Here is a 12,133-nt window from a genome sequence, read left to right as displayed (position 1 = left end):
GGCGAGAGCGCGTGCACATCACCTAGGAGAAATTCTCATGGCCACGCGAACCATCTGGAAGGGCGCGATCACCTTCGGCCTGGTCCACATCCCCGTGGGCTTGCATACCGCCACGACGGACTCGGGCGTGGATTTCGATTGGCTGGACCGCCGGTCGATGGACCCCGTCGGCTACAAGCGCATCAACAAGCGCACGGGCAAGGAGATCGAATCCAAGGACATCGTCAAAGGGGTGGAATACGAGGACGGCCAGTACGTCATCATCTCCCCCGAGGAGATCGCGGAGGCCTATCCGCGCACGACGCAAACCATCGAAATCCAGCAATTTGTCGAATCGGCCGAAGTCTCGTTCGTCTACCTGGAGCGGCCGTATTACATCGCCCCGATCAACAAGGGGCAGAAGGTGTACGCGCTGCTGCGCGACACGCTGGTGAAAAGCGGCAAGATAGGCATCGCCAAGGTCGTGATCCAGACCAAGCAGCATCTGGCGGCATTGATTCCCATGGGAGACGCGCTGGTCCTGAATCTGATGCGTTGGGGCGACGAGGTGAAGTCCGTGGAGGGACTGGATCTGCCCAAGGCAGGCGCCAAGAGCATGTCGCCCAGCGCGTCCGAATTGAAGATGGCCAAGATGCTGGTGGACGAAATGTCGGCAGAGTGGGATCCGGCCGAGTACCAGGACGAATTCAAGGCGGCCATCATGGGGCTGGTGGAACAGAAGGCCCAGGCGGGCAAGACCGAAACCGTGATCGCGCCGCAGGAGGAAGCGCCTGCGTATGCGGATAACGTGATCGATCTGACGGACCTGTTGCAGCGCAGCTTGCGCGGCGGCGCGTCCAAGGGGCGCGCCAAGGCCGAGGCCAAGCCCGCCAAGAAAGCCGCGCCGCGTAGTTCCGCTGTGAAAAAGGCGCCTGCGAAGAAGGCCGCCAAGAGCGCCAGGCAGGCGAAAAAGGCGGCCTGAAAATGGCGGATAGTCTGAAGAAATACCGCGAGAAGCGCAATTTCGCCGTCACGCCGGAACCGGCGGAAGGCGGTGAATCAGGCGGCGCAGACCTGGTGTTCGTCATACAAAAGCACTGGGCCAGTCGCCTGCACTATGACTTCCGCCTGGAGCTCGATGGCGCGATGAAAAGCTGGGCGGTGCCGAAAGGGCCGTCGTTCGATCCCTCCGTCAAGCGCATGGCGGTGCAGGTCGAAGACCATCCCATCGCGTACAACCAGTTCGAAGGCACCATCCCCGAGGGGCAGTACGGGGCCGGCAAGGTGATCATCTGGGACGAGGGGCGCTGGACGCCTATAGGCGATCCGCGCAAGGGATACAAGACAGGCCATCTGAAGTTCACGCTCGACGGCGTGAAGCTGCGCGGGCGCTGGGCGCTGATCCGCATGAAGGGCAAAGAGAGCGATCGCCAGCCGCCCTGGCTGCTGATCAAGGAAAACGACGAGTACGCGCGGCCAGACCGGGATTTCAGCGTCGTGGATGAGATGCCGGACAGCGTGGTGCCGCTGCGCACGAAGAAGAAGAAGGCGGCGCGCAGCAAACCGCAAGCCCGCGCCGTGAATGCAACAGAATCCACCGCGGCCTTGCCGGGCAAGGCCGCTCCCCTGCCCGTGTCGCTCAAGCCTCAGCTGGCCACCCTGGTCGACGGCGTGCCGAGGGGCGCGGACGACTGGTCCTATGAAATGAAGTTCGACGGCTACCGGATCCTGGCCAGGCTGGATGGCGGCAGCGCGAAGCTGTACACGCGCAACGGCCACGATTGGACAGCCAGGATTCCGCGGCTGGCCCAGGAGCTGGCGGCACTGGAGATCGCCAATGCCTGGATCGACGGCGAGATCGTCGTGCTGACGCGCGAAGGCGTGCCCAGCTTCCAGGCCTTGCAGAACGCCTTCGATGCCGCGAGCACGGCGGATATCGTCTTCTACGCCTTCGACCTGCCCTACGTCGCGGGACGCGACCTGCGCGACGAGCCTCTCAGGCTGCGGCGGGACCTGCTGCGGCAGGTCATCGCCAGGTGCAAGGGCCAGCACGTGAAGTTCAGCGAGGCCTTCGATAAGCCGCCGGCAGACCTGGTCGCTTCGGCCTGCAAGCTGGGCCTGGAGGGGATCATCGGCAAGCGTCTGTCCGCGCCCTATGTGTCGCGCCGCACGGACGACTGGATCAAGCTCAAGTGCACCAAGCGCCAGGAATTCGTCATCGTGGGCTACACCGAGCCCAAGGGCAGCCGCCAGGGCTTTGGCGCGCTGCTGCTGGCGGTGCACGAGCCGGATGGCGGGCTGCGCTACGCCGGCAATGTGGGCACGGGTTTCGACGACAGGACGCTGCTGGACCTGCATCGCAAGCTGGCCGGCATTGAACAAGAAACCAGCGCGTTGACCCAGGGCAAGCCGCGCGCCCTCAAGCAGGTCCATTGGGTCCATCCTACGCTGGTGGGAGAGGTTTCGTTCGGCGAATGGACTGGCGACGGCCATGTGCGCCATTCGACCTTCCGCGGGCTGCGGACCGACAAACCCCCCAAGAAGATCACGCGCGAGGTTGCCATGCCGGCTGAAAAGATATCCACCCGCGAACGCCCCGCCAAGGCCTTGAAAGAGGGCGCGGCAACGCCGCCGAAGGGAATGAAACTGTCCAATCCCGACCGCGTCATAGATCCCTCTTCGGGAGCGACCAAGCTCGATCTGGCGCGCTATTACGGGTTGGTGGCGCCTCTGATGATGCCGCACCTGCGCGGCCGCCCGGTTTCCTTCGTCAGGGCGCCCGCGGGGATCCAGGGTCAGCACTTCTTCCAGCGGCACTCGGAATCCCCCATCGCGGGGGTGCTGGCGCTGCCTGAACGCCTGTACCCAGAACATCCGCCGCTCATGGAAATCTCGAACGAAGCAGCGATACTCGCTGCCGCCCAGCTGAACGTGGTGGAGTTCCATACCTGGAATGCGATCAAGACCTCGATCGCCAAGCCGGACCGGATGCTGTTCGACCTGGACCCTGGAGAAGGGGTGGATTGGCCTGCCGTGCAGCAGGGCGCGGAGCTGGTGCGCGTGCTGCTTCAGGAGCTAGGCCTGCGCGGCTGGCTGAAGACCAGCGGCGGCAAGGGCCTGCATGTGGTCGTGCCGATCCGCAAGCAATACGGCTGGGACGCCGTGAAGGACTTTTCCGAAGCTATGGTGCGCCATCTGGCGCAAACGCTGCCGAAGCTGTTCGTCGCCAAAAGCGGGCCCAAGAACCGCGTGGGCAAGATATTCGCCGATTACCTGCGCAACGGCTTCGGCGCCACGACCGTGGCGGCCTGGTCGGCCCGCGCCCGGCCCGGCCTGGGCGTGTCCGTACCGGTCCGCTGGGACGAACTGGACGGGCTGAAAGGTTCGGCGCAATGGACCATCGCCAACATCCACACCCGCCTGGATGCGGGCAACGAGGCTTGGGACGATTACGCGCCCCAGGCCATCGGCCGGGCCATGAAACAACTCGGGATCGAACCGAAATCCTGAACCTGAACATGGCCGTCAGCGCGCGCTGACGATTGTTGCCGCCGCGGCAACATCATGGTCCCCTCCGCGGGCCTACTGCCGTTTTGCCGGCAGACCTACGATTTGGGCGTCGTTCAACCCATCGAGGAAGTCACCATGAGTCAACGTCTGAATGCCTTTGCGCAATCGCCCGAACTGTTCAAGAAATTCGTCGAGTTCGGCATGCTCCTGAAGTCCGGCGCGATCGAGCAATCGATCCTGCGCCTGGTCGAAATCCGCGCCTCGCAGATCAACGGCTGCGGCTTCTGCCTGGACATGCATGTGAAGGATGCCAAGATCCACGGCGAAGGCGAACTGCGCCTGCATCACGTGGCGATCTGGCGCGAATCGACCGAGTTTTCGCCGCGTGAACGCGCCTGCCTGGCCTGGACCGAAGCGCTGACCACGCTGGGCGCGCAGGGCGTGCCCGACGAGATCTATGAACGCGTCCGCACGCAACTGTCCGAAAAGGAAATCTCGGACCTCAGCTTCGCCGTCATGGCGATCAATGGCTGGAACCGCCTGAACGTGGGCTTCCGCACCGTGCCGGGTTCTGCCGACAAGGCATATGGCCTGGATAAGGCCAAGTTCAACTAAGGGACTACCATGAAAATCCTGGTTATCGGCGGCACGGGCCTGATCGGCTCCAAACTCGTCAAACTGCTGACTGAGCGCGGCCATGAGGCGATTGCCGCATCGCCCGCCACGGGCGTCAACACCATGACTGGCGAGGGCCTGGACGCCGCGCTCGCCGGCGTCGACACGGTGGTCGACGTCGCCAACTCGCCGTCGTTCGAAGACCGCGCCGTGCTGGAGTTCTTCCAGACCTCGGGGCGCAACCTGTTGGCGGCGGAGGCCCGCGCCGGCGTGCGCCACCACGTCGCGCTGTCGGTGGTCGGCACGCAGCGCCTGGCCGAAAGCGGCTACTTCCGCGGCAAGATCGCGCAGGAAGCGCTGATCGTGGCTGCTGGAATCCCGTACACCATCGTGCATAGCACCCAGTTCTTCGAATTCCTGGGCGGTATCGTGCAGTCGGGGACCGAAGGGGCGGAAGTGCGGCTGTCGCCCGCCTACGTCCAGCCCATTGCGTCGGACGACGTCGCCCTGGCCATGGCCGACGCCACGCTGGCGCCGCCGGTGAACGGCATCGTCGAAATCGCCGGCCCCGAGCGGGTACGCCTGGCCGAGCTGGTGCAGCGCTACATGGCCAAGATCGGTGACGCGCGCCCCGTGCGGGCGGACACCGGCGCGCGCTATTTCGGCGCGCTGCTCGATGACGACACGCTGGTTCCGGGAGCCGGCCCGCGCCTGGGCCAGATCGGCTTCGAAACCTGGTTCAGCCGTTCGGGCGCAAGAAAGTAGCGGCAGGCGCAAGGACCCTCATGAGCAAACTGCGGCCTCCTCCCCAGAGTCTCCTGGACAAGTACCGGGGGAAGGATTTCCATCCCCTGTACACCACCAGCGTGACGGTGCGCGGCGGGGAGGCCGCGCATGGACGCGCCTCCGGCATGGCCATTTCGGACGATGGCGAGCTGATCGTGGAACTGCGCCTGCCGGTGGAGCTGGGCGGCACGGGCGGGGGCACCAACTCCGAACAGCTATTCGCCGCCGGCTATGCGGCGTGCTTCCACGGCGCGCTCAGCATGCTGGCCGAACGCGCCGGCCTGGCCATCCCGGACGCTTCCGTGACGGCCACCATCTCGTTCGGCCGGGACCCCGTCGACGGCTTTTTCGCGCTGACGGCGGACGTCAATATCCACCTTCCGGGCGTGCCCACGCCCATCGCGGAAGAGCTGGTGCGCAATACGGAACGCCTGTGTCCTTACGCCAAGATGGCCCAGGGCGGGATCCAGAGCGTCGTGGCCCTGACCCAATAGCGCTCAGGCCTGTTTCGGCAGCAGGCTGTCGATGATCAGCAGGTCCTGCGCGCGGATGCTCTCGGTCATGAAATCGATGAAGACCCGCATGCGGGCGGGCAGGTGCTGGCGGCTGAGAAAGCACAGGTAGTGCCCGCGGTCGTCGGGCGAGTACTGCGGCATGCAGGCGACCAGCGTGCCTGCGCGCAGATGCTCGCAGACCTGGTACGCCGCCATCTGCGCGATGCCATGGCCGTCCAGCACGGCCTGCAGGACCAGGTCGGCATCGTTGAAGGTCAGCATGGCGGGCGGCGCGAACTTGCGCAGATGGCCGCCGACCTTGAATTCCCATTCGAATACGCGGCCGGACGCCAGCAGGAAGTTCACGCAGCTATGGCCGGACAGCTCGTCGACGCTTAGCGGCAGCCCGTGCCTGGCGGCATAGTCGGGCGAGGCGCACAGGATCATCTGCATGGGAATGACTTTCTTGGCGATCACCTGGCTGTCTTCCATGCGGCCATTGCGAAACGACACGTCGACGCGGTCCGTGGTGAAGTCGGTCGGGCCGTCATCCAGCAACAGCTCCACCGAGATGTTCGGATGCGCTTCGCGGAACGCCTTCAGCAGGGGCGCCACGACCTTGCGGCCGAAACCCACGGTGGAGCAGACGCGCACCAGGCCGGAAGGCGGGCCCTCGCGCAGGTCGCGCATGTTGTCCAGTGCCTGGATGATCCGTTCCACGCCGGGATGGCATTGCTCGTAGAAGCGCTGCCCCTCCGCGGTCAGCGAGGTGCTGCGCGTGGTGCGCACGAAGAGCCGCACGCCCAGCTGGTCTTCGAGTTTCTGCACGCTGCGGCTGACTGCCGAACGGCCTATGCCCAGCCGGTCGCCGGCCTTGGCGAAGTTGCCCTCGGCGGCGACCGCCAGGAAGGCCATGACGCCGGCATAGCTGGTGGCAAAGCTGTCGGCCAGGGAGTCCGGGCCGTTCGCGGGAGGGGTGACCGGGGAGGCTGGGATAGGGGTAGGCATGGTGGCAGCGCCGCAAGTTGGTTGATCCTACCTGCTAAGACGTTGCGCTGGACGGTTTTGTGACGCCTCCTTGAAAAAAATGGCCATCCCCGGGCGGGGAGACACCCGGGGATGGCCAGGAAGGGATAAATATCCGTCCCTTATTGAACGGGGATCAGGGCGGGAGCGCCCTTTTTCTTGATCAGCACGACCACGAACTTGGCCGGCTTGGTCTGGCTGGCGTTGCGGCCCACGGTGTGGATGTCGTCCGGCCCTTCGTAGAAGGTCTGGCCCGGGGTCAGCGTCACTTCCTTGCCGCCTTTGACCTGCATGACGATGCTGCCCTCCAGCACATAGACGAAGGCCGAGGCGTCATGGCGGTGCAAGGGGTCGGCGGCCCCGGGCGGGTAGTCGACGACGAGCATGACGGCATCCCGGCCGGGAATGTCGGGCAGGTCCTTGCTCATCACTTCCGTGACGATGGGATCGGCCGGCTTGCCGGCAGGCGCGCCGTGGTGCGATGCAGCATGGGCGGGCTGGCCCAGCAGCGCGCCGGCGGCGATGAAAGACAACGCGAGTTTGGTGAGTTTCGGCATGGCCTGTCCTGAGTGGAGTGGTGACAGGTCCATCGTAGAAGCGAGGGCGGCGCGGCGGTAGGTCCGCGCAAGGGACCACCATGTTGCCCGCGATGCACCAACGCCGGTGCGGGCGGTCTCAGCGTTGCGCCAGGGCGGCCGCGATGCGGGCCAGCTTGTCCGGATTGCGCTGCACCAGCACCCGGGTCAGGCGCTTGCCGTCTGTTTCGTAGGACTGCACCGATTCGAGATCGCCATCGATGAAGCGCAGCAAGGTCCACTGGCCGTTCACCTGGACCACCTCGGTGCGCAACGCGTCGCGGTAGCGGCGCTTGCCGGCGTAGAACAGCTGCGCCAGCCGCTTGCCGCCCACCAGGCTGGCAAAGGCGGTGACCTTGTCGCCGCCGTCGCCGATAAGTTCGGCATCGTCGCTCAGCAGCGCATGCAGGCCGTGGAAGTCGCTGCGGTCCATCGCATCGGCAAAGGTCAGCAGCAGCCGATGCAGCGTCGCGCGCGGCACGGCCTCGCGCGGGGTGCCTTGGCGCAATTGCTGCTTGGCGCGCCGCACCAGCTGGCGGACCGCGGCCTGGGTCTTGTCCAGGGTCTGCGCGATGTCCTCGTAGTCGGCGTCGAACACTTCGCGCATCAGGAAGGCCGCGCGGGCGTCCGGCGACAGGCGCTCCAGCATGAACAGAAATGCCACTGACACATCGTCGGCCAGTTCATGGATCTGTTCGGGCGTGGACGGCGCGGCCATCAGCATCGGTTCCGGCAGCCAGACGCCCACGTAGTTTTCCCGTTCCGTACGGGCAGCGCGCAGGCGGTCGATCGCCAGACGGGTGGTGACGGTGACGAGCCAGGCCTCGGGGTTCTCCAGCGTGGAGCGGTCGGCGCCATGCCAGCGCAGCCACGCATCCTGCACCACGTCTTCCGCCTCGGCCACCGAGCCCAGCATGCGATAGGCGATCGCGTAGAGGCGCGGGCGATGGCGGTCGAACAGGGTCACGGAGCCGGTCATGGAATGGGCCAATGCCTAGCGGAAATGGGGGGGCGGGAGGGCAGGGTATTTTGCCGCAGCGGCCCGGGCAGGACAAGCTGCGCAAGCCTCTGCCAGCCAGTCCCGGGCGGAGGGGCGCGCCGCGTGCCGCGCGCGCTACAGCGCGATCACCGAGGCAGGCAGCGCGGGCAGGTTGGCGCTGCCTGCCATCAGCTTCAGATCCCTTTCGATCATGACGCTCAGGCGGCTGATGGGTACGTCGTTGGCGCTGCCCTCGAAGGGATTCTCCGTGCTTTCGCCCACCTGCTCGAGCGAGGTGTAGATCCACGAGATGATTACGCTGAACGGCACCGCCAGCCACGCCATCTGGCCTTGCATGTAGCCGCCGATATCCTGGCCCAGCTGGGCGAATTGGCCCGTCAGTCCGAACGGCAGCGCCACGCAGAAAGAGCGCACGAACAAGGTGTTGATGATGGCGTACTGGCGTGGATACGGAAAATTCTTGATGCGCTCGGCCTGTCCCTGCAGATCCAGCAGTTCCCGGATGCGGCTGTTGAGCTCGGCGTATTCCGCCGCGGTGATGGCGCCTGCATCCAGCAGTCCGCGGACCGCCCGGCCTTGCATTGCCAGCATTTGCGCGGCCTTGTCATCGGTCTGCATCAAACCGGCAATGTCCTGTGCCGGCAGGTAGCGGGAAAGCGCGGACTCCAGGGGCTCGGCGCGTTCCGGGATCACGTACTGCCTGCGGTATTCGGCATTGGGACGGTTGCCGACGGTCTCCCATACGCGGGCCTCGCGCAGCTGGTAGCGCAACGCCGTCAACCAAGCCAGATGCCGCTGCACCAAGGCCGTGCCGCGTTCGGCGTCGCCGACGTAGTTGCGGCTGATCACGCCCCAGTAGCGGCTGGCGCTGACAATGCTCATCCAGACCTTCTGCGCTTCGACCGTGCGCGCGTAGGTCTGCACGTTCTTGAAGCCGACGACAAAGGTGGTGGCGGTGCCCAGTAGCGAAACCACCGACAAGGGCAAGGTCAGCCATTTCAGGCCAGCCAGCTGATGGAGCAGCACTGGCGCGAAGCCCAGCGCCAGCAGGACGTAGATCTTCCTGCGGGTCCAGATGATGAACTCGCCCAGGCGATAGGATTTTCCCAGATGCATGATGTCGGCCCCCCGGTCGGCGCGCGGCGGCGCGTCTGGTGTGTATGGGTGCGCTCATCCTAAGAGCGTCGCGCGTGACGCGGTAGGGCCATGCAAGGACGCATGGTGTTGCCGGCGCGACACCAATCATCGTTTCTCCTTCCGAACAAGTGCGGCCCGCGTGACGTGGGCCTGTGTGGCGCGCGTCATGTCCATGCCGCGGCGCATTGGTGCCCGTCGCGCAACAGCGTGCTTCCCGCCGCGTGCCTACCGCGGACCAGACCGCATACCTACCATGCCCTCACTCACTTTGCCGAAACAGGAGTTCCCATGAACGACTCGCACAACCCGGCCCGCCGCAGTCTTCTTGCCGGCAGCGCCGTCCTGGCGACGGGGGCATTCGCCATCCGCGCCGAAGCAGCCGCGCAGAGCAACGCGCAATCCAACCGGAGCACGACCATGACCCGCAATACCTTCACCACCAACGACGGTACGCAGATCTACTTCAAGGATTGGGGCCAGGGCCCCGTGGTCACCTTTTCGCATGGCTGGCCGCTGAACGCGGATGCCTGGGACGGGCAGATGCACTACCTGGCGCGCAATGGCTTTCGCGTCATCGCGCATGATCGGCGCGGCCATGGCCGTTCTTCGCAGCCGTCTGCCGGCAACGACATGAACGGCTATGCCGATGACCTGGCGCAGTTGATCGAGGCGCTCGATCTGAAGAACATCACCATGGTTGGCCATTCCACCGGCGGCGGCGAAGTGGCGCGCTATATCGGCCGCCACGGCAGCAAGCGCGTGGCCCGCGCGGTGCTTATCGGCGCGGTGCCGCCGGTGATGTTGAAGTCCGCTGCCAATCCCGAAGGCTTGCCTGTCGAGGTCTTCGACGGCATCCGCGCGGGCGTGGCGGGAGACCGCTCACAGTTCTACAAGGAGCTGGCGGTTCCGTTCTACGGCGCCAACCGCCCCGATGCCAAGGTCTCGCAAGGCATGCTGGACCAGTTCTGGTTGTGGAGCATGCAAAGCGGCCAGAAGAACGCCTACGAATGCGTCAAGGCGTTTTCCGAGACCGACTTCACCGAGGACCTGAAGAAGATCGACGTCCCGACCCTGTTCATGCACGGCGAAGACGATCAGATCGTGCCGGTGCACGACTCGGCGAAGAAGGCCGCGCGCCTGGTCAAGAACGCCAGGGAAATCTATTACCCCGGCGCGCCGCATGGCCTGACCGCCACCATGCAGGACCGCATCAACGACGACCTGCTCGCCTTCATCCGCGCCACCGCCTGAACGGCGCACCTACCTGGAGTTACCGCCATGTTTGCCATTGAAAACACCGAATCCCTCGACCTGGTCCCGTCGCGCTACGCGCTGCAGATCGGCGACATCGACGCCCTGGTCGTGAGCGACGGCGTGCTGCCGCTGCCAACTTCGACCATGGCCACCAATGCCGATCCTGCCGATCTCGCGGCCTGGCTGGAACACATGTTCATGCCTCCGGACGCGTTCGACTGGCCGCTGAACGTGATGGTGGCCCGCAGCGGCGACCAGACCATCCTCATCGATGCGGGGCTGGGCGGGCAGTTCGCGGGCTTTCCGCGCGCCGGGATGTTCCCGCAGAGATTGGAGTCCGCCGGCATCGCGCTGGAATCCGTGACCGACGTGATCATCACGCACATGCACATGGACCACGTGGGCGGGCTGCTCGTGCCGGACGTCAAGGAGCGCTTGCGTCCCGACGTGCGCATCCACGTGTCCGCGACCGAAGTGGCGTTCTGGACCTCGCCGGATTTCTCGCACACCGTCATGCCCAAGCCTGTGCCTGCGGTATTGAAGTCGACGGCTACCAGCTTCTACAACGAGTACCGCGACCGGCTGCGCCTCTTCGACGATCGGCATGAGGTGGCGCCGGGCGTCATCGTGCGCATGACCGGCGGCCATACTCCCGGGCACAGCGTGGTCGACTTGGTCTCGGGCGGCGAAAGGCTGACGTTTGCTGGCGACGCCATGTTCCCGGTCGCGTTCGACCATCCCGAATGGCAAAACGGTTTCGAGCACGACCCCGAGGAGTCGGCCCGCGTCCGCCTCGGTCTGTTCCAGGAGCTGGCGCAGAACCGCGGGCTGTTGGTCGCCGCCCATCTGCCGTTCCCGTCCCTGGGCCGTGTGGCGGTCGACGGCGACGCGTTCCGCTGGGTGCCGGTCATCTGGGACTTTTAAGCGCGCCGATGCCGGCCGACGAGGCCTGTCGCGTCGGCCGGCGTCTTACCTGTACGAAGGAACATCATCATGAAAAAACTGTTGGGCAAGACTGCCGTCGTCACCGGCGGCAACAGCGGCATAGGCTATGCCGCGGCCGAGGCCTTCATTGCCGAAGGCGCGCGCGTGGCCATCCTCGGGCGCAGGAAAGATGCCGTCGACGCGGCGGTGGCGCAACTTGGAGCGTCCGCCTTCGGCATGGTTGGGGACGTTGCCGACCTGGCCACGCATGACCGCGTGGCGGCAGAAGTCCGTGAACGGTTCGGCGCCGTCGACATCTACATGGCCAACGCCGGCATGAATAACATCGAGCCTTCGACCGCGGTAAGCGTGGACAGCTATGACGTCCAGTTCGACACCAACACGCGCGCCGTGTTCTTCGGCGTCACCAAGGTCCTGCCGCTGGTGCGCGACGGTGGTTCCATCATCATCACTGGCTCCATCGCCAGCGCCAAAGTGCTGGAAAACCATGCGGTCTATGCCGGCTCCAAAGCCGCCATCGAGGCGTTTGCGCGCGCCTGGGCGCTGGAATTCAAGTCGCGCAAGATTCGTTTCAACGTATTGAGCCCCGGTCCTACGGATACGCCCATTCTGGAAAAGCTGGGCGTGGGCGCGGCGCATCGGCCCGCATTCGAACAGGGCATGGCCTCATTGATTCCGCTTGGGCGGCTGGCGCAATCTGCGGAATTGGCGCGCGCCGCATTGTTTCTCGCTTCGGACGACGGCGGGTTCATTACTGGGGTCAATCTGCGCGTCGACGGCGGCATCGCGCTGACTTAACTGGATCATCACTG

Annotated in this window: 12 protein-coding genes; 8 read left to right on the top strand and 4 right to left on the bottom strand. The window is 65.3% G+C overall.

What is annotated here, in order from left to right; all coding sequences use genetic code 11:
• Positions 1–37 precede the first annotated feature (37 nt).
• From ku to HV793_RS05020, 5 genes are all read left to right on the top strand, one after another.
• Positions 38–961 carry a non-homologous end joining protein Ku gene (ku, locus tag HV793_RS05040; RefSeq protein ID WP_175212773.1) on the top strand — a complete coding sequence of 308 codons (924 nt, stop codon included), beginning with the start codon at positions 38–40 and terminating at the stop codon, positions 959–961.
• Between the two features lie 2 nt (positions 962–963).
• Complete coding sequence (ligD, locus tag HV793_RS05035) at positions 964–3,489, top strand: DNA ligase D (protein ID WP_175212772.1); 2,526 nt, start codon at positions 964–966, stop codon at positions 3,487–3,489.
• 135 nt (positions 3,490–3,624) lie between these two features.
• Positions 3,625–4,104 carry a carboxymuconolactone decarboxylase family protein gene (locus tag HV793_RS05030; protein WP_119452206.1) on the top strand — a complete coding sequence of 160 codons (480 nt, stop codon included), beginning with the start codon at positions 3,625–3,627 and terminating at the stop codon, positions 4,102–4,104.
• Between the two features lie 9 nt (positions 4,105–4,113).
• Positions 4,114–4,869: an SDR family oxidoreductase gene (locus tag HV793_RS05025; RefSeq protein ID WP_054455087.1), complete on the top strand. Its 756-nt coding sequence runs from the start codon at positions 4,114–4,116 to the stop codon at positions 4,867–4,869.
• A 20-nt stretch (positions 4,870–4,889) separates the two neighbouring features.
• A complete protein-coding gene (locus tag HV793_RS05020; RefSeq protein ID WP_175212771.1) occupies positions 4,890–5,384 on the top strand; it encodes an Ohr family peroxiredoxin in 495 nt (164 codons plus the stop codon).
• Between the two features lie 3 nt (positions 5,385–5,387).
• On the opposite strand, the gene HV793_RS05015 is transcribed toward HV793_RS05020, so the two are convergent.
• The 4 genes from HV793_RS05015 to HV793_RS05000 form a co-directional block, all read right to left on the bottom strand.
• Positions 5,388–6,392 carry a LysR family transcriptional regulator gene (locus tag HV793_RS05015; protein ID WP_054455083.1) on the bottom strand — a complete coding sequence of 335 codons (1,005 nt, stop codon included), beginning with the start codon at positions 6,390–6,392 and terminating at the stop codon, positions 5,388–5,390.
• Between the two features lie 140 nt (positions 6,393–6,532).
• Positions 6,533–6,967, bottom strand: a complete 435-nt coding sequence (locus HV793_RS05010) for a cupin domain-containing protein (RefSeq protein WP_054455081.1) — start codon at positions 6,965–6,967, stop codon at positions 6,533–6,535.
• 118 nt (positions 6,968–7,085) lie between these two features.
• Positions 7,086–7,964, bottom strand: coding sequence for an RNA polymerase sigma-70 factor (locus tag HV793_RS05005; RefSeq protein ID WP_054455078.1), 879 nt, complete (start codon positions 7,962–7,964; stop codon positions 7,086–7,088).
• 135 nt (positions 7,965–8,099) lie between these two features.
• Positions 8,100–9,101, bottom strand: coding sequence for a bestrophin family protein (locus HV793_RS05000; RefSeq protein ID WP_175212770.1), 1,002 nt, complete (start codon positions 9,099–9,101; stop codon positions 8,100–8,102).
• A 438-nt stretch (positions 9,102–9,539) separates the two neighbouring features.
• On the opposite strand from HV793_RS05000, the gene HV793_RS04995 reads away from it, so the two are divergent.
• From HV793_RS04995 to HV793_RS04985, 3 genes are all read left to right on the top strand, one after another.
• Positions 9,540–10,373, top strand: a complete 834-nt coding sequence (locus HV793_RS04995; protein ID WP_217481772.1) for an alpha/beta fold hydrolase — start codon at positions 9,540–9,542, stop codon at positions 10,371–10,373.
• 27 nt (positions 10,374–10,400) lie between these two features.
• The gene (locus tag HV793_RS04990; protein ID WP_054455072.1) at positions 10,401–11,300 is read left to right on the top strand and encodes an MBL fold metallo-hydrolase; all 900 of its coding nucleotides are present in this window, start codon (positions 10,401–10,403) and stop codon (positions 11,298–11,300) included.
• A gap of 69 nt (positions 11,301–11,369) precedes the next feature.
• Positions 11,370–12,119, top strand: a complete 750-nt coding sequence (locus HV793_RS04985) for an SDR family NAD(P)-dependent oxidoreductase (RefSeq protein ID WP_054455070.1) — start codon at positions 11,370–11,372, stop codon at positions 12,117–12,119.
• The last annotated feature ends 14 nt before the right edge of the window (positions 12,120–12,133 follow it).

It is taken from the genome of Achromobacter aegrifaciens (assembly GCF_902859965.1).
Lineage (GTDB): Bacteria > Pseudomonadota > Gammaproteobacteria > Burkholderiales > Burkholderiaceae_B > Achromobacter > Achromobacter aegrifaciens.
Note: the sequence above shows the minus strand (reverse complement) of the source record. Positions and strands in the feature narration are given on the sequence as shown.